Origin of the sequence: Bradyrhizobium sp. USDA 4541, from assembly GCF_024171085.1 — a bacterium.
Lineage (GTDB): Bacteria > Pseudomonadota > Alphaproteobacteria > Rhizobiales > Xanthobacteraceae > Bradyrhizobium > Bradyrhizobium australafricanum.
In genome coordinates, this window is the sequence record NZ_JALJZF010000001.1 from 3,744,755 (window position 1) to 3,771,431 (window position 26,677).

Here is a 26,677-nt window from a genome sequence, read left to right on the forward strand (position 1 = left end):
TCGGCAGGACGCAACGCTACCAAGGGCTACAGTCGTCCCATCAGGAGCAGGATCAGCAGAATCACGACGACCAGGCCGAGCCCGCCGCCGCCGTAATAGCCGGTACCGTAAAACGGTCCGCCGCCGATGCCGCTGAAGCCGCCAAGCAGCGCAATGACCAGGATGATGAGAATGATCGTTCCAATTGACATCTAGCGTCTCCTCAGCCCCGCGGGCCCGTCTCGTTTCTGCCCTTCGGGAAGGAAAACAACCCGTAACTGTGAAGGTTCCGGAGTTGGCGCTGTGATAAACCTGTGTGGTTCTTCCGTTTGCCTTGGAACAGAACTACATCAACCAAACCCACGGAGGAGTGCATCGCAATGTCGGCGCCGCTGATCGTTTCGATACCCCATAGCCTCGGCCGCGACGAGGCGATGCGCCGCTTGAAAACGGGCCTGTCGCGCGCGACGGCGAACCTGCCGGTCATAAGCGTCGAGGAGGAGCGCTGGGACGACAACCGGATGAGCTTTCGTGTCCGGGCGCTGGGGCAGGTCGCGGCCGGGCATGTCGATGTCGAGGATGCCCATGTGCGCGTCGAGGTGACGCTGCCGTGGCTGCTGCAACGGTTCGCCGAGGTCGCGCAGGTGGCGATCCAGAAGCGCGGGAAATTGCTGCTGACCAAGCGCTGACGCAGGACGTCAGGCGTGCGAGCGGGCCGGCCTTGCGGTGCGTTTCGTCCCCGCGACCTTTGTCTTGAGCACGGCGAACGGCAGATTGCCGAACAGCTCCGGGAGCTGAATCCGGGTTGCGCCATCCCTGAGCGCATATCCAGCCGCGTCGATTTCACCCTCAAAAGCTTCGGGGCGCGGCCAGCTGCGGCCGCCCTGCGTGAACGGGGCGAACGATCTTGCCACCGCAACGATCGCCGCCTCGCGGCCATGGCGCCGCGCGAAGGCAATGACGTGATCGCGGTGCGGGCCGCTGACGGCGAGCGGCACGTAGTCGCCGCTGGTGAACACATCGGCCATCTCGTTGCGGAGCCGGAGCAGATGCCGCGTCCATGCGAATTTGAGGCGGCCGTCGCGCCAGTCTTGCGCCAGCGCATCCCAATCCGGCGTCTCCAGTGCGGCGAGCATTCCTGTCCGTTTGGCAAAGTCGACCGGGCGGCGGTTGTCCGGATCGACCAGCGAAAGATCCCAGCTTTCGGTGCCCTGGTAGAAATCCGGCACGCCCGGCATGGTTGCCTTCAGCGTGATCTGGCTGAGCGAATTCAGCGCGCCGATCAACGCGGTCCGTTGCGCCAGCGTCCCCAGCGCATCGAGGAATTCCGGCGAGGTCTTGCGATCGAGGATTCGCTCGATGAAGGCTTTCACGCCGGCCTCGTAAGGCTGGTGCGGATTGAGCCAGCTGGTTTCCTGCTTGCCCTCGCGCGCCGCCTTCAGCGCGTAGGCCTGGATGCGGGCGGCGAGCGACGCATCATCGGGATCCCAGGTGCCGAGCAGGGCCTGATACAGCATGTATTCGAACGTCGCCGATGGCGCGCGCATCTCGCCGTCGAGCACCAGATGCGGCGCATTCAGCACCTTCCAGCGCGCCACCGCGCTGGTCCATTCGCCGGGGATTTCCGCAAGCGCCATGATGCGGGCGCGGGCGTCCTCGCCGCGCTTGGTGTCGTGGGTCGCGGTCGCCGTCATGCCGTGCGGCCATTCGCGGGCGCGGGCCTGCATCATGGCGTGAAAGGCCTCCGCTGCGATCGCACCCGCCGCCGGATCGCCGCCAACCTCGTTGAGCGCCAGCAGCCGGTGATAGCGATAGAAGGCGGTATCCTCCAGCGACTTCGCCATCATCGGCCCAGTGAATTGCTGCACCTTCAGCGCGAAGCGTCGCACCCGCGGCGCGCCATGCGGCGGCCGGCCGGGCTGCAAAAGGTCCATGGTCAAGGCATCGCGCAGGAAATCGAAGATACCCTCGTCGGCGGCGAACCAGTCAGCGCGAGCGCGCTCGATGGTCTCGCTGATCAGCGTGCGGTCATGCGCGGCGGGGCCGGAAGCGGTCAGATAGGTGCGATAGACCGGAAAGTGCAGCACATAGAGCTCGAGCGCCTGCCGCAGACTGTCGCCGGAGAAGTCGCGGGTCGAGTAGTGTCCGCTGGCAATGCGCGCGAGCAGCCGCGCCAGCACGGTGAATTCGCTGGTGAGCAGTGTCTCCAGCACGCGTTGCTTGGCCTCGCGCAACACTGGCGTCAGGTTCGGCGACTGGTTGCTGATCTGGCGCCAGATCTCGTTCAGTGGATCGAGGCCGCGACCGTCGACCAGTGCCTGGCTGATCGTGTTCATCCATTCATAGCCGGTGGTGCCGTGAACGCCGCTGAATTTCGGCAGCTTCTCGTCCTCGCCGAGGATCTTCTCGATCACCATGTAGAACGGCCTGGCCTTCGCGCCCTGCGCGGAGCGGATCAGGCGGCGCAGCCGCTGGAAGTACTGCGCGGGATCGCGCAGGCCGTCGATATGGTCGAGCCGCAGGCCCTGCAGCCGGTCTTCGGCGATCAGCCGCTTCACGAGGCTGTGGCTCGCCTCGAAGGTCGCGGCGTCCTCGACCCTGAGGCCGGCCAGCGTGTTGACGTCGAAGAAGCGGCGATAGTTGATGTCGCTGGACGCCAGCCGCCAGTGGCCGAGCTTGTAGTGCTGGCGTTCCAGCAAATGATGCAGGGCCAGCGTCTGGGTCGGGCGGTCCTCGCCAGCGCGATAGGCATCGAGGCCGCGTGCGATGACGTCGGCGCCGCCCTCGATCGCCTTGATCGCCGCCTTCAGCGCCGGCGCTTCGACGCGGTTGGGGCGACGCAGCGCCCGGTATTGCGCGGCGAGCTCGAGCATCGCGCGTCCGGTCGGGCTGTCTTCGGCCGCGGCCTCGCGGACGATGGTGCGCAGCACCTCGCCATAGCGCTCCGGCGCGATCGGCAGGCGGTGCTCGAAATACCAGGCCGAGAAGCTGCCCTCGTTCGCGTCATAGCGCAGCTCGATGTCGCCGCGCTCCAGCGCCTGGCCATAGGACGAGCCGAGGATCGGCAACAGCACGCCGCCGCGCGCGCGATAGGGCAGCTGGTCCCAGTCGATGTCGAAGGAGACCGCGTGCGGCGACGCCGGTCCCCATTCCAGCACATCGAGCCACCACGGATTGTCGGCGAAGTGAACGCCGACATGGTTCGGCACGAAATCCAGGATCAGGCCGAGATCATGGCGCTTCAATGCGTCGCTCAGCCGCGCAAAGCCCTCTTCGCCCCCGAGCTCCGGGTTGAATTTGGTGTGGTCGACGACGTCATAGCCGTGGGTCGAGCCCTTGCGCGCCTTCATGAAGGGCGACGCATAGACATGGCTGATGCCGAGCGCCTTGAGATACGGCGCCACGCCAGCGGCGGCATCGAAGTCGAAATCGGCAGTGAGTTGCAGACGGTAGGTCGCGATCGGGATCGCCGGAGGCATTGTGCTATCCGATGTGCCAGCGCACCGCCCAGCCGGGGAGGTCGCTCGACAACGCGCCGCCCCAGATCGCAGTTCCCTTCGGCTCCGGTCCATCGGGGATGTCGCGAGCGGACAAATTGGCTGTCAGCCGCAGCGTGCTGCCGTCGCCCATCTGCCAATGCGCCGTCAACAGGTCGCCAGCCACGATGGCATCGCCGAAACGGCACCCTTTGAGCCGGGGCATGATCTCCTGCCGGCGAACGGCGAGCAGGTCGCGCACCAGCGCAAGCCGCGCGCGCGCCGGATCATGGCCGAGCGCCGCCCAGTCGAGCACGGCCGACCGCACCGTTTCGTCGGCGAGCGGGTCGGGAATGTCGTCGCCATATTTGGCATAGGCCCAGGCGAACTCCTTGCGTCGTCCGGCGCGGACGGCATTGGCGAGCTCGCCCTTGAAATCGCAGAAGAACGGGAAGGGCGTCGTCGCGCCCCATTCCTCGCCCATGAACAGCATCGGCGTGGTCGGCGCGATCAGCGTCACCGCCAGCGCCGCCGCGACCGCCTCCGGCCGGGCAATGCTGACGAGACGATCGCCGAGCGGCCGGTTGCCGATCTGGTCGTGGTTCTGCAGGAAGTTGATGAAGCAGGTCGGCGACAGCATGACGCTCGGCTCGCCGCGGGCCTTGCCGCCCCAGAACTCCGAGACTTCGCCCTGGTAGATGTAGCCGGATGACAGCGCGCGTGCGAGGTCCTGCTTCGGCGCCCGGTAGTCGCCATAATAGCCCTGCGTCTCACCGGTCAGCAGCACGTGCCAGGCGTGATGATAGTCGTCGTTCCATTGGCCGCGGAATTTGCCGTGCGGCGGATCCTCGGCGGCATCGAGCAGGCTTGCAATGTTGTCGCCGTTTTCGAGCACGAGGTTGATATAGCGGCCGGTCTCGGTGGCGAGCTTGCCGGCGGCATCGCTGAAGTCATGGAGCACGGAGACTTCGCCGGCTTCGACGATGGTGTTGACCGCATCGAACCGCAGCCCGTCGAAGCGATAGTCGCGCAGCCAGCTCACCACGCTGCCGATCGCAAACGCGCGCACCTCGGGCACGCGATAGTCGATCGCGCTGCCCCACGGCGTGTGCGCGTCACTGAAGAAGGACGGCGCATAGCGGCCGAGATAATTCCCCTCGGGGCCGAAATGGTTATAGACCACGTCGAGCATCACCATCAGCCCGCGCAGATGCGCTTCGTCGATCAGTGTCTTCAGGTCCTCGGGCCGGCCGTAGGCGCTGTCGGGCGCGTACCACAGCACGCCGTCATAGCCCCAGTTGCGCTTCCCGGCGAAATCCGCCAGCGGCATCAGCTCGAGCGCGGTGATGCCGGTCGCCACGAGATGATCGAGCTTGTCGATCATGGCGCGATAGGTGCCCTCTCGGGTGAAGGTGCCGACATGGGCCTCGAGGACGACGGCCTCATGCCAGGGGCGGCCGCGCCAGTCCGTCGCGCGCCACTTGAAGGCGGCGTGGTCGATCACCTCGCTCGGGCCGAACACGTCGTCCGGCTGGAATGCGGAGGCGGGATCCGGCACATCGACCTCGTCATCGACGCGGAATTTATAGCGCGTGCCGGCGCGCGCGCCCGGAATCTCGGCGAGGTACCAGCCGGCGGCATCACGCGTGAGCCGATGCGGTTTGTCGAGCAGGAGGTCGACGCGCTTGGCAGCCGGCGCCCAGAGCCGGAAGCGCGAGCCGTCAGATGTCAGCTCGGCGCCGAAATGTTGTCTGTTCATGTGGAGCCTGCAAATGCCAGCACCGAGCGCGGCGGTGCCCTGGTATCGGCGCCGGATGCGAATTGCTCAGCCGTTTGCTCGGCCTTGGTCGTGTTCAAGACCTGCCGCCAGCTCCTGTATTCCGCCATCCTCGGCATCCTGAACACGATCTCCTGCGGTGCGGCGTTGAGCACGATAAAGATCGGCGCCTGTCCTGGTTCCATCGGCCCCAGCACATAGGCGAGGAATCGGCTCTCGGGGAATTTCCAGTCGGATTCCTTCATCTCTTCGGCCGCGGGCGTCAGCCAGAGCACGCCGTAGCTGCCGTCGGTGCGGCGGCCGTCGAGCCAGCGCTGGCAGCGGATCTGGCCGAAGCGCTGGCGCAGCGCAGTGAGGTGGCCGATGAAATCGATGGCGTCGTCGTCCGTGCCGAGGTTCTCCCAGCCGATCCAGCCGGTCTCGTTGTCCTGGCAATAGGCGTTGTTGTTGCCACCTTGCGTGTTCGCGACCTCGTCGCCGGCGAGGATCAGCGGCGTGCCCTGTGCGAGCAGCAGGCAGGCCAGCGCATTCTTCCTGAGCTGGCGGCGCAGCGCGATGATGGCGGGATCGTCGGTCGGGCCCTCATGGCCGCAATTGTTGCTGTGATTGTCGTTGGAGCCGTCGCGATTGTCCTCGCCGTTGGCCTCGTTGTGCTTCTCGTTGTAGCTGAAGAGATCGGCGAGCGTGAAACCGTCATGCACCGTGATGTGGTTGACGCTGGCGCGGGTCGCGCGGTTGTCGTGGTGAAACAAATCCGAGGATGCGGTCATGCGGCCCGAGATGTCGCCGATCAGGCTGCCTTCGCCGCTCCAGTAGCGCCGCATCGCGCTGCGATAGCGGTCATTCCATTCCGACCATTGCGATGGAAACGCGCCGACCTGGTAGCCGCCGAGACCGAGGTCCCAGGGCTCGGCGACCATCTTGGCGGTCGCCAGCACCGGGTCCTGGCGGATCGCGGTGAGGAAGGGGTGGTTGCGATCGAACCCGTTCGGCCCGCGCGCCAGGGTGGTGGCGAGATCGAAGCGGAAGCCGTCGACATGGCAGACCTCGACCCAGTAGCGCAGCGAATCCATCACCATCTGCAGCACGCGCGGATGGGTGAGGTTGACCGAGCTGCCGCAGCCGGTGAAGTCGTCGTAGAAGCGCGGGTTCTCGCGGTTCAGCCAGTAATAGGAGGCATTGTCAATGCCGCGGAAGCACAGCGTCGGGCCCATATGGTTGCCCTCGGCGGTGTGGTTGTAGACCACGTCGAGCAGCACCTCGATGCCGGCATCGTGCAGCCGCGCCACCGTGGTGCGGAAGGAATCGAGCGCATTGTCCTGGGCGTAGCGCGCCTCCGGCGCGAAGAAGGCGATGGTGTTGTAGCCCCAGTAGTTCGCCAGCTTCTTCTCGACCAGGATACGGTCGTCGATCAGGCCGTGGATCGGCAACAGCTCGATGGTGGTGACGCCGAGCCGCTTGAGGTGGGCGATCATCGCCGGTGACGACAGGCCGCCATAGGTGCCGCGCAGGTTCGGCGGCACGTCCTCGCGCTTCTGCGTCAGGCCCTTGACGTGGGCCTCGTAGATGATGGTGTCTTCCCAGGGGATATGCGGCCGGATCTCGCGGCGGCCCCAGTTGAAGGTCTCGTCGACCACGACCGCCTTCGGCATGCCGCGGGCATTGTCGCGCCGGTCGAACGAAAGGTCCTCGCGCGCGCTGCCGGTGCGGTAGGCGAAATGCGCATCGCTCCATACCAGCCGGCCGGCGAGCCGCTTGGCGTAGGGGTCGAGCAGCAGCTTGTTGGCGTTGAAGCGATGGCCGCGCTCCGGCGCGTAGGGCCCGTAGACGCGATAGCCGTAGAGCTGGCCCGGCGAGACGTCGTTGAGATAGCAGTGCCAGACGTCTTCGGTGCGCTCGGGCATCTCGATCCGCTCGAGCTCGCGGCGGCCCTGGCCGTCGAACAGGCACAGCTCCACCTTCTCCGCATTCGCCGAGAACAGCGCAAAATTGGTGCCTCTGCCGTCCCAGCTTGCACCGAGCCGTGCGGACGTACCCCCGGTCAGTCGCATCAATCAGCTTTCCGGTACGAGGAAGATCGCAGCCAGCGGCGGAATGGTCAGGCTCAGTTCGGGCGTGGCGTCCTCCGATGCTAGCACCTCGCCGACATTGCCGACATTGGTGCCGCCGTAATGCGCGGAATCCGAGTTGAACACCTCGTGCCACTTGCCCGCGAACGGCACCCGGACACGATAGTCGCGGTAGACGTTGGGTGAGAAGTTCGCGATCACGAGGCAGCGTGCGCGCTCGGCGTTGCCCTTGCGGATCCAGGCGAACACGTTGTTGTTGGCATCGTCGGTGATGACCCATTCGAAGCCGGCCTGGTCGCAGTCGAGCTCGTGCAGCGCCGGCAGCGCGCGATAGAGCCGGTTGAGGTCGCGGACCAGGTTCTGGATGCCGCTGTGCTTCGGTTGTTGCAGCAGATGCCAATCGATCGAGTAGTCGTGATTCCACTCGCGTTCCTGGCCGAACTCGCAGCCCATGAACATCAGCTTCTTGCCGGGGTGGCCGAACATGAAGCTGTAATAGGCGCGCAGATTGGCAAAGCGCTGCCAGTCGTCGCCGGGCATGCGGCCGAGGATCGAGCGCTTGCCGTGCACCACCTCGTCGTGGGACAGCGGCAGGATGAAATTCTCCGAGAAGGCGTAGTGCAGGCCGAACAGGATGTCGCCGTGATGGTATTTGCGGTGGATGGGATCCTTGCCGATATATTTCAGCGTGTCGTGCATCCAGCCCATGTTCCACTTGTAGCCGAAGCCGAGCCCGCCATACTCGACGGGACGCGACACCTGCGGCCATGCGGTGGATTCTTCCGCCGCCGTCGTCGCCTGCGGAAAATGCGCGAACAATTCGGTGTTGAAGCGGCGCAGGAAGTCGATCGCCTCGATGTTCTCCCGGCCGCCATATTTGTTCGGAATCCAGCCACCGGCGGGACGGCTGTAGTCGAGATAGAGCATGGAGGCGACGGCATCGACGCGCAGCCCGTCGATGCCGTAGCGATCAAGCCAGAACAGCGCGTTCGACACCAGGAAGTTGGTGATCTCGGTGCGCCCGTAATTGTAGATCAGCGTACCCCAATCGAGGTGACGGCCCTGCAGCGGATTGGCGTGCTCGTAGAGCGCGGTGCCGTCGAAATTGCCGAGCCCGTGCGGATCGTCGGGGAAATGCCCGGGCACCCAGTCGAGCAGCACGGCGAGCCCTGCGCCGTGGCAGGCGTCGATCAGCGCGGCGAAATCGTCCGGCGAGCCGAAGCGGCTGGTCGGTGCGAACATGCCGGTCGGCTGGTAGCCCCAGGAGCCGTCGAACGGATGCTCTGATATCGGCAGGAATTCGACATGGGTAAAGCCCATGTCGCTGGCATAGGCCGGCAGCTGCTCCGCCATCTCGCGATAGGTCAGCCACTCGTTGCGGCCCTTGCGCCGCCACGACCCGAGATGGACCTCGTAGATCGACATCGGCGAGTTCAGCGCGTTGACGCGATCCGGCGCCGGGCGCGGATGCGGGATCTTGCGTTCGTCGATCACGATCGAGGCGGTCTTCGGGCGCACCTCGGCGGCGAACGCTAGGGGATCGGACTTCAGCGGCAAATGCTGGCCGTTGCGCCCGATGATCTCGAACTTGTAGTGGTCGCCGATCCTTGCACGCGGGATGAACAGTTCCCAGTAGCCCGGGCCGCGCACGCGCATCGGATGCCGCCGTCCGTCCCAGAAATTGAAGTCGCCGACCACGCTGACCCGCCGCGCATTCGGCGCCAGCACCACGAAGCCGATGCCGTCGACGCCGTCGAGCGTCATCGGATGCGCGCCGAGCGTATCGTAGACGCGCTGATGGGTGCCTTCGCCGAGCAGATAGAGATCGAAATCGCTCAGGATCGGCGGAAAGCGGTAGGCATCCTCCAGCTCGACGACGTTGTCGCCGAAACGGGCGCGGAGCTGGTAGCGCGTCGAGCCGTTCGGCAGGGGGCCTGCGAACAGGCCGGCGTCATGGATTCGCGCCAGCTGTGCGGTCTCGCCATGCTCGCCGATCGCCTCGACATTGCTGGCATCGGGCAGGAAGGCGCGCACGACGTTGCGGTCCCCCTCTGGGTGAAGCCCGAGATAGTGGAAGGGGTCGGAGTGGCGGCCCTCGATGATGGCATAGGCCTCGGCGGGCAGTTTGCTCATGCAACCTCATGCGGCTGTTGCGCCAGGATCCTCAGCAGGCCGGTGAGCGGCACCCGCAGCCAATCCGGCCGGTTGGCCAGCTCATACTCGATCTCATAGAAGGCTTTCTCAAGCAGGAAAAAACTGAGCAGGCGGTCGGCCGTCTTGGCGTCGGCGGGCCACAGCCGCTGGCCGGCCACCGTCTCGCGATAGGCCGCCAGCAGGGTATCCGCGGCCTGGTCGCGCCATTCGGCCAAGGCGAGGCTCAGCCGGCCGCTCTCGTCGGGGGAGACCTTGAGCGTGCGTTCCAGCGCGGCGGTCGCCGCATAGTCGATCGAACGGATCAGGCCGGCGACGTCGCGCGCCGGCGGCGCCTTGCGCCGCCGCTCGGCGATGGTGCGGCCCGGTCCGCCGTCGAAATCGATGATGAAGACGTCGTCCTTGACCACCAGCAACTGACCGAGATGCAGGTCGCCGTGATGGCGGATATTGAACCCGTCGGTTTCGCGCGGCAGCAGCGCCTTGAGCCGCTCCGGCAGCGTGTCGTGCTGGGCCTGCAACTGATCGGCCAGCAGCCGGTCGGCCTCCCTCAGCGAGCCGCGCCGCTGCTTCAGCGTATCGAACACGCGCTCGGCCCGCGCCATGATCTCGTCGGCCCAGCGCTGCAGGTCGTCGGGCTTGGTCGGCTCGGGCGCGAAGTCCGGCAGGTCGCGGTTGCTGGCGAGCGCCAGATGCAGCTCGGCCAGCCGCTTTCCGCTATGCGACATGTGGCGCAGAAAGGTCGCCTGGTCGCCGTTCTCCACGGGGTGCTCGCTCACCGTCAGCAGGCGCTGCCGTTCGACCAGGCGGTCGAGGTGTGCGCCTGCGATGGTCCAGAGGTCGCCCTGGTTGACGACCATCGCATGCAGGACGGCGATGGCGCTGCGCTTGTCGCCCTCGATCAGCTCGGCGGTGCCGAGCAAGGCAGGGGTGTTCGGAAAGTTGACCACCTCGGTGAGGAAGCGGCCCATCTCGATCTCCGGATTGATGCCGACCTCGAGCTTGCGATAGATCTTGGTGACATATTCGTTGTCGACCAGCGCGGTCGAATGCGGCTGGTCGTTCTCGAACACCCGGATACGCTCGGGCTGCCGCACCGGCCGGTCGGAGAAGCGGCTGGTCGGCCGGAACTCGAGCTTGAGGCCTTGCTCGCCTTCGTCGACCGTGAGGTTTTCCCGCAGGTTGCGCAGGAACAAGCCGGTGAAGATCTGGTCGGTGGCAACGTCGAGCAGCGTGCCCTCGCGCGCGCCCTGGCGTATCGCGGCGAAGGCGCGCGGGTTGTAGCGCTCGCGGTCGAAGCGCACCCACTCGATCTGCATCGGCAGCACGTAGCGGCTGGTGGTGCCGCGCTGCGTGGTCTCGAAGAAGGCGAGCCACGGCCGGTTGTCGCCGATGTCGCAGAACGGGATCGCGGAGACCAGCACCGGCTGGATCGCGCTCGCCGATCGTTCCGGATACCAGCGCGTGCGGGCGAGATGACCGGGCAGCACGTCGTGCTCGAACACGCCGCGGGTGCGCGCCAGTGACATCCAGGTCGAATTCAGCGGCACCACCAGCGTCTCGAATTCCGGTACCGCGCGCGGCGTCACCGGCTCGGACTTGTCGCGCTCCTGCAGCTGGAACCAGTAGAAGCCGTACGGCGCGAGCGTGATCATGTAGGGCAGCTCGCCGATAGCCGGGAAGCGCGTGCGGCCGAGCATCTCGAGCGGAATGCGGTCCTTGAAGGCGGAGAGGTCGAGCTCGGTGGCCTGCGCCGACCGCGACAGATTGGCGATGCACAGGATCGCCTCACCCTGGTACTGGCGCACATAGGCCAGCACCGAGCGGTTCTCCGGGCGGATGAAGGTCATGGTGCCGCGCCCGAAGGCAAGCGTCGACTTGCGTACCGCGATCAGCCGTTTGGTCGCCGACAGCAGCGACGACAGGCTGCGTGACTGCGCCTCGACATTGACGGATTCATAGCCGTAGACCGGGTCCATGATCATCGGCGCGTAGAGCCGCGCCGGGTCGGCGCGCGAGAAGCCGCCGTTGCGGTCCGGCGACCACTGCATTGGCGTCCGCACGCCGTTGCGGTCGCCGAGATAGATGTTGTCGCCCATGCCGATCTCGTCGCCGTAATAGATGATCGGCGTGCCCGGGAACGACAGCAGCAGCGAGTTCATCAGCTCGATCTTGCGCCGGTCGTTGTCCATCAGCGGCGCAAGGCGGCGGCGGATGCCGACATTGATGCGGGCGCGCGGATCGTTGGCGTACGTCGACCACAGATAGTCGCGCTCGACGTCGGTGACCATTTCCAGCGTCAGCTCGTCGTGATTGCGCAGGAACAGCGCCCACTGCGCAGCGGCGGGAATGTCGGGCGTCTGCCGCAGGATGTCGGTGATCGGAAAGCGGTCTTCCTGGGCGATCGCCATGTAGATGCGCGGCATCAGCGGGAAGTGATAGGCCATGTGGCATTCGTCGCCATGGCCGAAATATTCCTGCACGTCCTCCGGCCATTGATTGGCTTCGGCCAGCAGGATCTTGCCCTTGGCATAGGCGTCGAGCTCCTGGCGCAGCCGCTTGATGATGGCATGCGTCTCCGGCAGGTTCTCGTTGTTGGTGCCGTCGCGCTCGCACAGATAGGGAATGGCGTCGAGCCGGAAACCGTCGACGCCGGTGTCGAGCCAGCGCTTCATCACCTGCACGATGGCGCGCACCACGCGCGGATTGTCGAAATTCAGGTCCGGCTGGTGCGAGAAGAAGCGGTGCCAGTAGAACTGGCCGGCCTCCGGATCCCAGGTCCAGTTCGACTTCTCCGTATCGGTAAAGATGATCCTTGTATCGAGGTATTTCTGGTCGGTGTCGCTCCAGACGTACCAGCTGCGCGCGCTCGAATTCGGCGGGCTGCGGCGCGCGCGCTTGAACCACGCATGCTGGTCCGAGGTGTGGTTGACGACGAGCTCGGTGATGACGCGCAGGCCGCGCTTCTTGGCCTCCTGGATGAAGCGCTTGAAGTCCTTCATCGTCCCGAAATCGGGATTGATGTCGCCGTAGTCGCCGATGTCGTAGCCGTCGTCGCGGCCGGGCGAGGGATAGAACGGCAACAGCCACAGCGCGGTGACGCCGAGCTCCTGCAGATAGCCGAGTTTCTCCGTCAGCCCCGCGAAGTCGCCGATGCCGTCATTGTTGCTGTCGGCAAATGCCTTGACATGCAGCTGGTAAATGATCGCGTCCTTGTACCACAGCTGGTCCGCAGTCTCGGTTGCGACCTTCTCCTGGGTATTGACGGAGGAGAATACGTTCATGACGGCTCCTTCAGGCGACACAGCGCAGCAGCAACGCGGGATCGCGCGCAGGATCTATACGTAGACGGATGCCTCCCCATTCGAGCGCGTGGCGCTCTCCGGTGACAAGGTCTTCCACTGCCGAGACGGGGCGGCGGGCATCGCCACGGCCGACCATGACGTCGCCGAGCGGCAGCCAGACCTCACGCAACTCGGCTGATAATGCAATCGCGGCCGCGATCACATTGCCCTGATCGACGGCCTCCTTGATGAAGCCGATCACGCCACCGTCATCGACACTGATAAAGCGCAAATTGGCGAATTGTTGCAGGGCCGGATTGCCGCGTCTGATCCGGTTGAGAGCTGCGATATAGGGCTTGATGTTCCCCGGCTGCTCCCAGTTGCGAACCCTGATCTCGTACTTCTCGGAGTTGAGATATTCCTCGCGGCCGGGGACCGGCGTGTGCTCGAGCAATTCGAAGCCGCTGTAGATGCCATAGCTGCTTGAAAGCGTCGCGGCCAGCGCGAGACGCGACTTGAACATCCAGGATTCGCCGCTTTGCAGGTGGAAGGGCAGGATGTCCGGTGTGTTGACGAAGAAATTCGGCCGAAAGAAGTCACGCTCGGGATAGGAGGCCAACTCGCCGAGATATTGTTCGAGCTCGAAGCGCTGCGTCCGCCAGGTGAAATAGCTGTAGGACTGTGTGAAGCCGAGCTTGGCGAGGCCCTTCATCAGTTTCGGGCGCGCGAAGGCTTCCGCAAGGAACAGCACGTCCGCGTCGCGGTCCCGCACCTCGCGGATCAGCCACTCCCAGAACGCCAGCGGCTTGGTGTGCGGATTGTCGACCCGGAAGATCCTGACGCCCTGTTCGACCCAGAACAGCACGACGTCGCGCAGCGCGCGCCACAGCGCAGCGGCATTCTCGGACCCGAAATCCGGGTTGATGACATCGTCCCAGCGCTGCGGGGGATGCTCGGCCGTGCGCATCGATCCGTCCGGGCGCCGCTTGAACCACTCTGGATGTTCGTTCAGCCAGGGATGATCGGGGGAGCACTGCGCGGCGAAATCGAGCGCGACCTCGAGGCCATGCGCCTGGCTTGCCGCCACGAAGGCGCGGAAGTCGTCGAGCGTGCCGAGTTCCGGATGCACAGCGTCGTGGCCGCCCTCGGCTGCGCCGATCGCATAGGGGCTGCCGGGATCGCCCGCCTGTGCGAGCGCGGCATTGTTGCGGCCCTTGCGGTGCTGCCGGCCGATCGGGTGGATCGGCGCGAGCAGGACGACGTCAAAGCCCATCGCGGCGATGTCGGGAAGCCGCGCGATGCAGTCGTTGAAGGTTGCATGCATGCCCGGTGTCTTGCCCTGGCTGCGCGGAAACATCTGGTACCATGCGCCGCTGCGCGCCTGCGGGCGGTCCGCGGTCAGCGGGTAGAGCTGCGATCGCATCAGATCGCGGCGAAACTGGCTGCCGGCCATCGCCTCCCGCAATTCGGGCGCGAGCAGCGCACCTGGTTCGCCGGTCTGCAGAAAGATTTCGCACTGCCTGATGATGACGGCCGCCGCCGCCGGGCTGCCGGCCTGCGCCTGGGTCAGCATGCCCGCGCCTTCGAGCGCGTCCAGCGTGTGATCGCTGCCGTTGCGCGGCTTCTGCTCGAAACGATGCCGCCAGCTGGCGAATTCATCGGTCCAGGCCTCGATCGCGAACGCGTAGCGGCCGGGCCGGTCGGGCACGAAAGCGCCGCCCCAGCGGTCGTCGCTGTGCGCCGTCATCGGCGCGACCTGCCATTCGCTGTCGCCCTCGCGCCGCCACACCAATGCCGCCGATATCACGTCATGTCCGGCACGGTAGATGTCGGCCCACACTTCGACAGGTTCGCCCACAATGCGCTTGACCGGAAAGCGGCCGCCATCAACCGACGGATAGACATCGGTGATATGAAAAGTGCCATGGGCACTCTCGACAGGCCGGAGGGTTTTGTTCACGGTGATGCCGCCATTAAAAATGCAAATGACGTCCCGGCGCCGGGAAGGAGGCGCGCCAGACCCATATAGAAAGCCGCTCGCCGGGCAATGGTTCCCGGTGGGAACGCCGGATAGGGTAGAGCGTTGAACATCAACTATCCCTTTCCCGTATCTGTACAATTTAGCAACGATCCACCTACCGTTGCGAGCAGGCAGCGTGCCGAATGGACCTTTACGCCAAAGCCCAGACCCTGGGAATCCAGACCGAGTATATCGATGGCAGCGGTCACCGCCGTGTGACAACCCCCGAGGCGCTCACGGTGATCCTCGATGCGCTGCCGCCGCAGGCGCCCCGTCGGATCATCGCCGATCCCGTGGTGGTCAGAGGCGGCCAGGCTGCGCAAACGCAGCTCTCGGAAGCTGCCCGGCTTCCGGTGCAATGGAAGCTTGCGAATGGCACCGGGGTGCTCGCGCAGGGCGAGGCGCGTGAGCGCAGTGTGACGTGGCCGTCAGGTCTGCCCGAAGGGGTGCACCGGTTGCAGCTATCGGACGCATCTGGCAGCGAGGAGCTGCCGCTGCTGGTGGCGCCGCACGGCGCCTTCGGCGGCGAGTTCGACCGCTGCTGGGTGATCGCGGTGCAACTCTACGGCGTGCGGTCCGCGCGCAACTGGGGCATCGGTGACTTCACCGACCTGCAGCACCTGCTCGAATTCGCCCACCGGCTCGGCGCCGACGGCGTCGGGCTCAATCCGCTGCATGCGCTGTTCGACGATCGGCCCGGCGATTGCAGCCCGTACTCGCCGAACAGCCGGCTGTTCCTCAATGCGCTTTACATCGACGTCGAGCAGATTCCCGAATTCCGCGTCGATGCCGAGACCAAGGCCGCGCTGGCACCGCTCCGCAGCCACGACATGGTCGACTATGTCGGCGTCGCGGCGCAGAAATGGCCGGCGCTGCGCGCGGCATTCGCAGCCTTCAAGGCCAACCCGGGCCTCGGCCGCTGGCAGGATTTCGAGGCCTATCGCAACGAGCAGGGCACGCTGCTGTCGCGCTTCGCCTGCTTCGAGGTGATGCGGCACAAATTCAACACGCCGTGGTGGGAATGGCCGGACGAATGGCGGCAGCCGAGCGATGCAGCTTGTGCCAAATTGCGCCGCTCACGCGACTCTGCCGCCGAGGTCGAGTTCGTCGAATTCGTGCAATGGACCGCGGACCGTCAACTCGGCGCCTGCCAGGCGCTGGCGCACAAGCGCGGCATGCGGGTCGGGCTTTATCTCGACGTCGCCGTCGGCGTGCAGTCGGACGGGTTCGACGCCTGGAATGAGCAGATCGCGATCTCGCGCCATCTCGGCGTCGGCGCGCCGCCGGACCCGCTCAACACGGCGGGCCAGGACTGGGGGCTTGCCGGCTTCAACGCCGCGGGCCTTGAACAGCGCTCGTTCGAGCCGTTCAGGCAGATGCTGCGCGCCTCGATGCACTACGCCGGCGCGATCAGGCTCGACCACGCGTTCGGGTTGAAGCGGCTCTATCTGGTACCGCGCGGCTTCGGCCCGGCCAATGGCGCCTATGTGCTGATGCCGTTCGAGGCGCTGCTGGCGGCGACCGCGCAGGAGAGCGTGGCGAGCCGCTGCGTCGTGATCGGCGAGGACCTCGGCACCGTACCTCCCGGGTTCCGCGAGCAGATGAACGGCTGGGGCATCTGGTCCTATCTCGTGATGATGTTCGAGACCGACGACCAGGGCGTCTTCCGCAACGCCGACTACTATTTGCCGAATGCGCTGGTGACATTCAACACCCACGACCTCTCGACCTATGCGGGCTGGCGCTCGTTCAGCGACCTCAGGACCAAGCGTGCGCTCGGGATCGATCCCGGCGAGACCGACGAGGGGCGCTGGCACGCGCTCGGCCAGCTCGACGACGTGCTGCGCCGGCACGACATCCACGCGAACGATTTCTATTCGGTGGCGAGCTTCCTGGCACGGACGCGGTCGCGGATGATGGCGGTGTCGATGGAGGACCTGCTCGGCATTGTCGAGCAGCCGAACATCCCCGGCACCGTCTACGAGCATCCGAACTGGAAGCGGCGGCTCCCGGTCTCGATCGAGCATCTCGCGTCGGCGATCGACGTCGACGCCCTCAAGCGCGCGACCCGCGAGCGCTCGCACACCGGGTAACGCGGAGCGCGGCGCGTGGCCTCTCGTATCGAAGACTATGGGCTGATCGGAGATTGCGAGACCGCCGCGCTGGTTGGCCGCGACGGCTCGATCGACTGGCTGTGTTGGCCGGCGTTCGATTCCGACCCCTGCTTCGCGGCGCTGCTTGGCACGTCGAGGAACGGTCGCTGGCTGCTGGCGCCCACAGGCGAGATCAAGCAGACCTCGCGGCGCTACTGGGACGATACGCTGATCCTGGAGACCCGGTTCGAGGTGGAAGGCGGCGCGGTCGCGCTGATCGACTTCATGCCGCCGCGCGGCAACGCCTCCGATGTGGTCCGCCTCGTTCGCGGCATCAGCGGCCGCGTCAAGATGCGCATGGAGCTGGTGATCCGCTTCGGCTTCGGGGTCGATGTCCCATGGGTGCGGAAGAATCCGGATGGTGACGGGCTTCTGGCGATCAGCGGGCAGGACATGACCGTGCTGCGCACGCCGGTGGAAACCCGCGGCAAGGATCTGACCACGATCGCCGATTTCGAGGTCGGCGAAGGCGATACCGTGCCGTTCGTCCTGACCTATGGACCGTCCTATCACCCGGTGCCGGAGGCGATCGACCCTGAGGCTGCGCTGAAGGACACCGAGGAATACTGGCGGGAATGGTGCAGCCGTTCGACCTACGACGGCAGCTATCAACGCGCCCTCGTGATGCGCTCGCTGATCACGCTGAAGGCGCTGACCTTCAGGCCGACCGGCGGCATCGTCGCGGCACCCACCACGTCGTTGCCGGAAAAGCTCGGCGGCGCGCGCAATTGGGACTACCGGTTCTGCTGGCTGCGCGACGCCACCTTTACGCTGCTGGCCCTGATGAACTCGGGCTACACCGAGGAAGCGGCAGCCTGGCACAACTGGCTGCTGCGGGCCGCAGCCGGCGCGCCGGCCAACATGCAGATCATGTACGGCATCCTGGGCCAGCGACGCCTCCTGGAATGGGAGGCAGGGTGGCTGTCCGGCTATGAAGGGGCGCAGCCGGTACGCGCCGGCAACGCCGCGCATGCGCAACTTCAGCTCGACGTCTATGGCGAGCTGATCGACGCCTTCCATCAGTCCCGCATGGCCAAGCTGAAGCTCGACGAAGAGAACTGGTCGCTCGAATGCACCGTCGTCACCCATCTCGCCGATGTCTGGGATCAGCCGGATCACGGCATCTGGGAACGCCGTGGCACCCCCAGACACTACGTGTTCTCCAAGGTGATGTGCTGGGTCGCCTTCGACCGCGCCATCAAGAGCGCGGAGCGGTTCGGCTTCAAGGGGCCGCTCGTCAAATGGCGGGTGCTGCGCGAGGCCATTCATCGCGACGTCTGCCAACGCGGCTTCGATCCCGGCCTCAACAGTTTCGTCGAGAGCTATGGCTCAAAGTTGCTCGACGCCAGCCTGCTGCTGCTGCCGTCGGTCGGCTTCCTGCCGTCGGGCGATCCGCGCATCCGCGGCACGATCGACGCGGTCGAACGGCACATGATGCGCGACGGCTTCGTGCTGCGGCACGATCCGCGCGAGGTGTCCGATGAGGTCCAGCCGATCGAGGGCGCGTTCCTGGCCTGCAGCCTGTGGCTTGCCGACGCTCATGTGCTGGCGGGAGATGTCGACAAGGCGCAAACCATGTTCGACCGCGTCGTCGCGGTCGCCAACGATCTCGGATTGCTGGCGGAGGAGTTCGATTCCGGTGCCGGCCGGCAGACCGGCAATTTCCCGCAGGCCCTGACCCATATCGCGTTGATCAACACCGCGCACAATCTCAGCGCCGCCAGGGCCGACGCCGAGAAGCCTGCGGTGCAGCGTTCGACTTAAACCACCGCGGCGATGCCCCCCTCCATCTTCCGCTTGCGGCACCGCCGCAGGTCCGCGCTGCCAAAATATCGAAAACAACCCCATGCAAAGGAGCCGGCAGCTGCCGGCACTCGACCGGGCAACTTGACACGTCGGGCAAATCAGGAATATATTTCCAATATTCCGAAATCGTGCGAGTGTGATCGGCCCGCCTCAGGAACCGCGGATTGGTCGGGTGACAGATCTCGCCGTGACAAAGGGCCGCGTGATCAGCGTGACGCGATCACATGATCGATTTGACTCGATTGCGACGTGGCGGACTGTAACGGCGATCACGCTGCGCCCCGCGCTCGATCACGGGTGGGGCGATCGTTCGCACGCCTCAGCGAAGCTGCAACACCGTGTCCATCGCGCGTGCGAAACCGTCCTGCTCGTTGGATTCGGTGACATGGGTGGCGCGCGCCTTCACGTCATCGCTGGCATTGCCCATCGCGAAGGAGACGCCGCTTCGCGCGAACATCGGCAGATCGTTCTGCATGTCGCCGATCGTGGCGACGTTCTCCAGCGGCACGCCAAGGCGCTTCGCGATGCCCTCGACGAAGGTGCCCTTGTCGTGGCCCGGCGGGGTGACGTCGAGATAGTAGGTCTGCGAGCGGACCGCGGTGGCATCGCGGCCGACCATCTGCTGCATCTCCGCCTCGCAGCGTTGCAGCAGGGCCGCATCCGAGCTCGCGCCGACGATCTTGCAGGCCTGATCGAGATAGGGCGTGAAATCGCCGACGATGGTCGGATCATGCTTGATCGTGTGCTGCTCGTGGGCGGTGTACTCGCCGTCAGGATTCCGCGTCAGCCAGCGGTCGTTGGTGAACAGCCAGATGTCGACGTCGCGCTCGCGCAGCATGTCGATGCAGCGTTTTGCGACCGCGGCCGGGATCAAATGCTGCTCGAGGGGCTTGAGCTGCGGATCGACGATCGAAGAGCCGTTGAATGCGCCGATCGGCTGTGTGATCGCAAGCGGCGCAACCAGAAAGCCCATCCCGATCGTCGGCCGGCTGGAGACGATGGTGAAGCCGATGCCGGCCTCGTGCAGCCTGCGCACTGCCGCCCTGGCGCCGTCGGTCAAGGTCTTGTCCTTGGTGAGCAGCGTGCCGTCGACATCGGATACAACAAGGGCGATGCGGGTCATGTGCGGTCCAGCTTCAGTTGAGTGACGATGTCTTCGACGATGGTTTCGACCGGACGGTCGATCGCAACCGTGATCGGGCGTTCCTCCGGGGTCGGCGGCTCCAGCGTCTTGAACTGGCTGGCGAGCAGCCCCGGCGGCATGAAATGGCCCTTGCGCGCGCCGAGCCGCGTGGCGATCAGCTCCTGCGAGCCGTCGAGGAAGACGATGCGGATATCGTCGCGGCCATGCACCAGGATGTCGCGATAGGCGCGCTTCAGCGCGGAGCAGGCGATGACGGCGCGTTCGCGGACGCCGCAGGTGCGGTCGATCTCGTCGGCGATCGCGCGCAGCCAGGGCCAGCGATCCTCGTCGGTGAGCGGCTGGCCGGAATGCATTTTGGCGACATTGCTTGGCGGATGAAAACTGTCGCCGTCCTCGAAGCGCCAGCCGATCCTGATCGCCAGGCGGTCGGCGATGGTGCTCTTGCCCGAACCCGACACGCCCATCACGACCAATGCGCAGGGGTTTTGTCCGTCACCCACGAAAGTCCTCCGGCAGCGCGGCCTGATCGATCAGCCAGACGGTCTCGCCCAGCGATCGCGCGCGGTTTGCCGGCAGGTTCTCGCCTGCGAAGAGGCGCGTCAAGATCGCGCGCTTGTTCTCGCCCGCCACCTCGAACAGCATCTCGCGGCAGGAGGCGAGGGCGGGCAGGGTCAGCGACACGCGCGGCACGAACGGCTCGACATTGGCCTTCGGCACGCCGACCACCCAGCGCTGCGTTTCCTCGACCGCGGGATAACCCGGAAACAGCGACGCGGTATGGCCGTCGGGGCCGATGCCCATCAGTACCAGGTCGAACAGCGGCCGCTTCGGATCGAGCTGCTCGGCGCCGTAGAACGCCATCAGCTCGTTCTCGTACAGCGCCGCGCTGACGTCGGGATCCCTGAGATCGGCGGTGTCGGTCGCGATCGGATGGACATTCGCGGCCGGCGCACAGCGGTCGAGGAAGGCCTGGCGCGCCATGCTCATGTTGTGCAGCTTGTCCTTGCGCGGCACCAGGCGCTCGTCGCCGATGAACCAGTCGACGCGGTCCCACGGAATCCTTTGGCGATAGTCCGGCGTCGCCAGCAGCTGGTAGAGCGCCTTCGGGCTGGAGCCGCCGGTGAGGCACACCGCGATCCGGCCGCTGTTCTTCTCGATCCTGGCGATCACCCGCTCGGCGGCCGCCTGCGCCAGTGCCGCCGGATCGGCGACCGTGATGATCTGGCGCTCGCCGGTCGCGGTCATGTCAGCCCAGCTTTCGCCAGCTGCGGCCGTCGCGCGTCAGCAGCGCATTGGCGGCCTCCGGGCCTTCGCTGCCGGCCTTGTAGGGTTGCAGGCCACGGCCGCCGGCGCTCTTCCAGGCGTCGATGAAGGGCTGCACCGCCTGCCATCCGGCCTCGACGCTGTCGGCGCGCTGGAACAGCAGATTGTCGCCGATCATGCAGTCATAGATGAGTGTCTCGTAGCCGGTCGACGGCTCGGCCTTGAAGTAGTCCTTGTAGCGGAACTTCATCTCGACGCCGTCGATGTTGATGGTCGGGCCGGGTACCTTGGTGTTGAACTGCAGCTCGATGCCCTCGGTCGGCTCAGTGGAGATGACGAGGTAGTTCTGCGACAGGCGATCGACCGACGTGTCGCGGAACATCGCGAACGGCGCCTGCTTGAACTTGATCGCGATCTCGGTGCGCTTGGTGGTCAGCGCCTTGCCGGTGCGCAGGTAGAACGGCACGCCGGCCCAGCGCCAATTGTCGATGGTCAGCTTCAGCGCGGCATAGGTCTCGGTCGAGCTGTCGGGCCTGACGTCGGGCGTCTTGAGAAAGTCCTCGATCTCGGTGTCGCCGATCCGGCCGGCGCGATACTGGCCGCGCACCGAATTGTGCAGCGCCTCCTGTTCGCTCTGGGTCTGGATCGCGCTCAGCACCTCGGCCTTTTCGGAGCGCACCGCGTGGGCGTCGAACCGCGCCGGCGGCTCCATCGTCACCAGCGACAGCAGCTGGAACAGATGGTTCGGCACCATGTCGCGCAGCGCGCCGGTGGCGTCGTAGAAGCTGCCGCGATGACCGACGCCGAGCTTCTCGTCGACGGTGATCTGGATGTGGTCGATGTGGTTGCGATTCCAGATCGGCTCGAACATGCCGTTGGCGAAGCGCAGCACCAGGATGTTCTGGACGGTTTCCTTGCCGAGATAGTGATCGATCCGGTAGATCTGGTGCTCGTCCATCAGCTTCAGCAGCGCGGCATTCAGTGCCTTGGCCGACGCCAGATCGGTGCCGAACGGCTTTTCGACGATCAGCCGCCGCCAGGCGCCGTTCTCCTCCAGCATGCCGGTGCGCCCGAGCTGCTGGCTGATCGGCAGGAACGCTCGCGGCGGGGTCGCGAGATAGAACAGCCGGTTGCCGCCGGTGCCGCGCGCCGTCTCGAGCTTGTCGAGCCGTTCGTTCATGGCATCGAAGGAGGGCGGATCGCTCGGATCTGCCTCGATCGAGGTGACGCATTCGAACAGCCGCGTGACGACCGCCTCATCGAGCGGCCGGGTCGCGAATTTGCGCAGCCCTTGCATCAGGCTGTCCTTCATCTGGTCGCTCGACATGCCCTTGCGGGCGATGCCGACGACGCAGAATTTGTCCGGCAGCAAGTCGCCGGCAGCGAGATTGTAGAGCGCCGGGATGACCAACCGGTGCGTCAGATCACCGGTGGCGCCGAAGATGATGAAGGAGCAAGGATCGGGTTTCTTCTGCACGTGACCTTCCGCGGTTCGCTTCAAGCTTTTTATGCCTTTTTCGGCGGCTCCTTGTGGCCGCCGAAACCTGCGCGCATCGCCGAGAGGATCTTCTCCGCGAAGGTGTGGTCCTTGCGCGAGCGGAAGCGCGTGTAGAGCGCGGCCGTCAGCACCTCGGCCGGCACGGCCTCGTCGACCGCGGCATTGACTGTCCAGCGGCCTTCGCCGGAATCCTCGACAAAGCCGGAATAATTGTCGAGCGTGTGGTTCTGCGCCAGCGCCGATGCCGTGAGGTCGAGCAGCCAGGACGGGATCACGCTGCCGCGCCGCCAGACTTCGGCGATGTCGGCGATGTCGAGGTCGAAGCGATGCTCGGCCGGCAGCGCCTCGATATTGGCGTTCTTCAGGATGTCGAAGCCTTCGGCATAGGCCTGCATCAGGCCGTATTCGATGCCGTTGTGGATCATCTTGACGAAATGCCCGGCGCCGATCGGGCCGGCGTGAATGTAGCCCTGTTCGATGCGCGGATCGCGGCCCTCGCGGCCGGAGGTGCGAGGAATGTCGCCGATGCCGGGCGCCAGCGTCTTGAAGATCGGGTCGAGCCGGTCGACCACTTTCTTGTCGCCGCCGATCATCATGCAGTAGCCGCGCTCGATGCCCCAGATGCCGCCGCTGGTGCCGACATCGACGTAATGCAGCCCGCGCTCCCTGAGCGCCTTGCCGCGGCGGACGTCATCCTGCCAGAAGGTGTTGCCGCCATCGATGATGACGTCGCCTGGCTGCATCAGCTTCGACAGCGCCTCGATGGTGGCTTCGGTGATCTTGCCGGCCGGCAGCATCACCCAGGCGGTGCGCGGCGCCTCCAGCTTGAGGACGAAATCCTCCAGCGATGAGGACCCGATCGCATTGTCGGCGACGAGCGCCGCGACGGCCTTCGGATCCTTGTCGTAGACCACGGTGGTGTGGCCCTGGGTCATCAGGCGGCGGACGATGTTGCCGCCCATCCGCCCGAGGCCGATCATGCCGAGTTGCATCCCTCGCCTCCGTCAGTTCAGTGCAGCCGAGATCGCGGCATCGAGCGCCGCGAGCCCGGAGCTGAGATCGCCCTTGAGATGCACGCGCAGCGCCCGCCGGCCGCGCTCGGTGAGCACGTCGAAATCGCCGCGCGCCTGTGCCGCCTTGATCACGCCGAAGCTCGCCTTCTGGCCGGGCACCGGCAGGTCCGCCGTATCGTCGGTCGTGACCTGCAGGAACACACCGCTGTCGGGCCCGCCCTTGTAGGCCTGCCCGGTCGAATGCAGGAAGCGGGGACCGAACTCGGCGCAGGTCGCAAGGTGCCTTGCGTCGCGCACCTTCAGCCGCATCGCCTGCATGGCGTCGATGGTGTCGCCATCGCGCTCGATATAGGCGAGCAGGGCGACATAGTCGCCGCGGCCGGAGCGCGCGAGGTGCGCCTTGATCCAGGAGTCGAGATCGCCGTTCGCACCGGCCTTGCGCAGCTCCTCGGCGTTCTGCGCGTCGGTGTAGAGATCGACCCCGTCCGCCGACACCACCGGCTGTTCGGCCGGCAGCGACCCGGTCTTCTCGAACGCTGCCGTCAGTTCGCGGGTCTTGACCTTGGCGGCTTCGACGTCGGGCTGGTTGAACGGGTTGATGCCGAGGATCGAGCCGGCGACCGCGGTCGCGATCTCGAAGCGGAAGAACTCCTGGCCGATATGGTCGATCGACTTCATCACGATCCGAACCACGGGATGGCCGGCGGCCTCGAGCGCCGCGAGCTTGGCCTCATGCGCGGCATCGTTCTCGCCATCGGTGCGCAGATCGATGAAGAACCGGTCGTTGCCGTAGACCGCGGCGTCGCCAATCGTCTCGCCCTCGATCGGGATCAGGCCCTTGCCGTCCTTGCCGGTCGATTCCGCGATCAGCTGCTCGGCCCAGGCGCCGAAATCGGCAACGTCCGGCGAGGCGAAGATCGTCACCTTGTCGCGGCCTTCGAGCCCCGCGATGCCCATCGCGAGCCCGAGCTGCACGCCCGGGTTCTCCTGCGGCGGCACGTCGGCACCACAAGAGCGCACCATCGCGAGCGTATGGCCGAGCAGGCTGCGGACGTCGATGCCGGCAGCGGCCGCCGGCACCAGACCGAACGGCGACAGCACGGAATAGCGGCCGCCGATCGCGGGGTCGCCGTAGAAGATGCGGGCAAAGCCCTGCTTGATCGCGACCTTCTGCAGCGATGAGCCCGGATCGGTCACCGCGATGAAGCGGTGGCCGGCCTTGTCCTTGCCGATCGCCTTCGCCACCCGATCGAAGAAATAATCCTTCATCACGTTCGGCTCGGTGGTGCCGCCGGATTTGGAGGAGACGATGAACAGCGTCCTTGCGATGTCGACATACTCCTCCATCGCGCGCACCTGCGCCGGATCGGTGGAATCGAGCACGTGCAGCCGCGGGAAACCGGACCGGTGCGGGAAGGTCTGGGCCAGGACCTCCGGCCCGAGGCTCGACCCGCCCATGCCGAGCACGACGGCATCGGTGAAGTTCTGCCCCTTCACGCGCCGGGCGAAGTCCTCATAGTCGGCGACATCAGCGGTGGCCGCGCTGGTGAGCCAGCCCAGCCATTTGTCCTCGTCGTCGCCGGTCCAGACCGATTTGTCCTTGTGCCAGAGCCTTCGGATCCGGGCGGAGGCGCGCCATTCCTCGGTGCTCTTCTCGACCGCCTTCTCGATGGTGGCGCCGAGCGCGAGCTTCTGGCGGTCGATGCCGCCGCCGAGCGAGGTGGCGCGCTTGTGGGCGACCGCGCCGTAGAGCTTGTCGGCGGCGTCGGCGAACAGCTTGACGCCGTCCTTGACCAGTTCCTCGGTAATCGCATCAAGCGAGATGCCGGACTTCTCCAGCTCTTCCAGCACGTGGCGGGCGTCCTCGACATTCTCCTCGAGGCTGTCGCGGACCTTGCCGTGGTCGCGGAAGGCATCGAGCGTTGCCGGCGGCACGGTGTTGACGGTGTCGGGGCCGATCAGCTCCTCGACATAGAGCACGTCGCTATATTCCTTGTTCTTGGTGCCGGTCGAAGCCCACAACAGCCGCTGCGGCTTGGCGCCCTTGGCCGTCAGCTTGTCCCAGCGGTTGCCAGCGAACAGGTGCTTGTAGTCCTGATAGGCGAGCTTGGCATTGGCGATGGCGACCTTGCCCTTCAAGGCCGCGAGCCGCTCCTTTTCGTGCGGATCGTTGGCCTTGGCGATCTTCTCGTCGAGCTGCTTGTCGACGGCGGTGTCGATGCGGCTGACGAAGAAGCTCGCGACGCTCGCGACATGGGAGGGATCGCCGCCCTTGCCGACGTATTTCTCCAGGCCCTTGAGATAGGCCTCGGCGACCTGGCGATAGACCTTCTGCGAGAACAGCAGCGTGATGTTGATGCTGATGCCTTCGCCGATCAGGTACTCGATCGCCGGCAGTCCCTCGGGCGTCGCCGGCACCTTGACCATCAGGTTCTTGCGGTGGACGTCCTTCCAGAGCCGTTCGGCTTCCGCGATCGTGCCCTTGGTGTCCATCGCGAGATAGGGCGACACCTCGAGGCTGACGAAGCCGTCGCCGCCGTGGCTCTGGTCGTAGACCGGGCGCAGCACGTCGGCGGCGTGCTGGATGTCCTCGACCGCGAGGTGCTCGAACAGGTCGGCGACCGAGCGGTCGCCGTTCTTGAGGGCCTTGCCGATCGCCCCGTCATATTCGTCCGAGCTGCCGATCGCCTTCTCGAAGATCGAGGGGTTGGACGTCACGCCTTTGACGCCGTCGGTCTCGATCAGCCGCTTCAGGTCGCCGTCGGCGACGAAGCCGCGGGCGAGGAAGTCCAGCCAGACGGCCTGGCGGTGATTTTCGAGTGCTTTGACGGGGTTCATGGGTGCCTGTTCTCGTTCGATCGAGGGTCGATTTTTGGGTTCCCGGGCAGCTTTCGGGGGCGGAGGGGGATTGTCAACATGGCGGGAGCCCCGGGCGGAATATCAGCATTTCCAAGGGATAACGCCATTCACAACAGTTCGATCCGCCCGGACGCAGGTGCGAGCAGACCTCCATCTCAGCACATTTTTATGACGCGTTGCGGCGC

Annotated in this window: 16 protein-coding genes; 3 read left to right on the plus strand and 13 right to left on the minus strand. The window is 65.7% G+C overall.

Annotation, left to right across the window (positions count from 1 at the left end; translation table 11 throughout):
• Nucleotides 1–26: 26 nt before the first annotated feature.
• Nucleotides 27–191, minus strand: coding sequence for a DUF3309 family protein (locus J2R80_RS17570; RefSeq protein WP_076823921.1), 165 nt, complete (start codon nt 189–191; stop codon nt 27–29).
• 168 nt (nt 192–359) lie between these two features.
• Here J2R80_RS17570 and J2R80_RS17575 point away from each other — a divergent pair, with 168 nt between their 5' ends.
• Nucleotides 360–668, plus strand: coding sequence for a polyhydroxyalkanoic acid system family protein (locus tag J2R80_RS17575; RefSeq protein WP_253639009.1), 309 nt, complete (start codon nt 360–362; stop codon nt 666–668).
• A 9-nt stretch (nt 669–677) separates the two neighbouring features.
• Here the strand turns inward: J2R80_RS17575 and treY are convergent, their stop codons facing one another.
• From treY to J2R80_RS17605, 6 genes are read right to left on the minus strand one after another with little or no spacing between them, the layout of a single operon-like run.
• Complete coding sequence (gene treY / locus J2R80_RS17580; protein ID WP_253639010.1) at nt 678–3,458, minus strand: malto-oligosyltrehalose synthase; 2,781 nt, start codon at nt 3,456–3,458, stop codon at nt 678–680.
• Nucleotides 3,459–3,462: 4 nt separating this feature from the next.
• Nucleotides 3,463–5,214, minus strand: a complete 1,752-nt coding sequence (treZ, locus tag J2R80_RS17585; protein WP_253639011.1) for a malto-oligosyltrehalose trehalohydrolase — start codon at nt 5,212–5,214, stop codon at nt 3,463–3,465.
• A complete protein-coding gene (glgX, locus tag J2R80_RS17590) occupies nt 5,211–7,283 on the minus strand; it encodes a glycogen debranching protein GlgX (RefSeq protein ID WP_253639012.1) in 2,073 nt (690 codons plus the stop codon). The genes treZ and glgX overlap by 4 nt, the downstream gene beginning before the upstream one ends.
• A 3-nt stretch (nt 7,284–7,286) precedes the next feature.
• A complete protein-coding gene (glgB, locus tag J2R80_RS17595; RefSeq protein ID WP_253639013.1) occupies nt 7,287–9,434 on the minus strand; it encodes a 1,4-alpha-glucan branching protein GlgB in 2,148 nt (715 codons plus the stop codon).
• The gene (gene treS, locus J2R80_RS17600; RefSeq protein WP_076823934.1) at nt 9,431–12,736 is read right to left on the minus strand and encodes a maltose alpha-D-glucosyltransferase; all 3,306 of its coding nucleotides are present in this window, start codon (nt 12,734–12,736) and stop codon (nt 9,431–9,433) included. The genes glgB and treS overlap by 4 nt, the downstream gene beginning before the upstream one ends.
• A 10-nt stretch (nt 12,737–12,746) precedes the next feature.
• Nucleotides 12,747–14,696 (minus strand): maltotransferase domain-containing protein, encoded by a 1,950-nt coding sequence (locus tag J2R80_RS17605; protein WP_253639014.1) that lies wholly within the window; start codon nt 14,694–14,696, stop codon nt 12,747–12,749.
• Between the two features lie 203 nt (nt 14,697–14,899).
• On the opposite strand from J2R80_RS17605, the gene malQ reads away from it, so the two are divergent.
• Both malQ and J2R80_RS17615 read left to right on the plus strand, forming a co-directional pair.
• Nucleotides 14,900–16,849, plus strand: a complete 1,950-nt coding sequence (gene malQ, locus J2R80_RS17610) for a 4-alpha-glucanotransferase (RefSeq protein WP_229189655.1) — start codon at nt 14,900–14,902, stop codon at nt 16,847–16,849.
• Nucleotides 16,850–16,864: 15 nt separating this feature from the next.
• The gene (locus tag J2R80_RS17615; protein ID WP_076823940.1) at nt 16,865–18,673 is read left to right on the plus strand and encodes a glycoside hydrolase family 15 protein; all 1,809 of its coding nucleotides are present in this window, start codon (nt 16,865–16,867) and stop codon (nt 18,671–18,673) included.
• Nucleotides 18,674–19,034: 361 nt separating this feature from the next.
• On the opposite strand, the gene J2R80_RS17620 is transcribed toward J2R80_RS17615, so the two are convergent.
• The 6 genes from J2R80_RS17620 to J2R80_RS17645 are packed head-to-tail and all read right to left on the minus strand — an operon-like array spanning nt 19,035 to nt 26,471.
• Complete coding sequence (locus tag J2R80_RS17620; protein WP_092085690.1) at nt 19,035–19,838, minus strand: HAD family hydrolase; 804 nt, start codon at nt 19,836–19,838, stop codon at nt 19,035–19,037.
• Entirely contained in the window at nt 19,835–20,323 is a 489-nt protein-coding gene (locus J2R80_RS17625) for a gluconokinase (RefSeq protein WP_057014886.1), read from the minus strand. The genes J2R80_RS17620 and J2R80_RS17625 overlap by 4 nt, the downstream gene beginning before the upstream one ends.
• Before the next feature lie 28 nt (nt 20,324–20,351).
• A complete protein-coding gene (gene pgl, locus J2R80_RS17630) occupies nt 20,352–21,104 on the minus strand; it encodes a 6-phosphogluconolactonase (protein WP_253639015.1) in 753 nt (250 codons plus the stop codon).
• Between the two features lies 1 nt (nt 21,105).
• Nucleotides 21,106–22,599, minus strand: a complete 1,494-nt coding sequence (gene zwf, locus J2R80_RS17635) for a glucose-6-phosphate dehydrogenase (protein ID WP_253639016.1) — start codon at nt 22,597–22,599, stop codon at nt 21,106–21,108.
• 29 nt (nt 22,600–22,628) lie between these two features.
• A complete protein-coding gene (gnd, locus tag J2R80_RS17640) occupies nt 22,629–23,612 on the minus strand; it encodes a phosphogluconate dehydrogenase (NAD(+)-dependent, decarboxylating) (RefSeq protein ID WP_168856930.1) in 984 nt (327 codons plus the stop codon).
• 12 nt (nt 23,613–23,624) lie between these two features.
• Nucleotides 23,625–26,471 (minus strand): bifunctional transaldolase/phosoglucose isomerase, encoded by a 2,847-nt coding sequence (locus J2R80_RS17645; RefSeq protein ID WP_253639017.1) that lies wholly within the window; start codon nt 26,469–26,471, stop codon nt 23,625–23,627.
• Nucleotides 26,472–26,677: the final 206 nt, after the last annotated feature.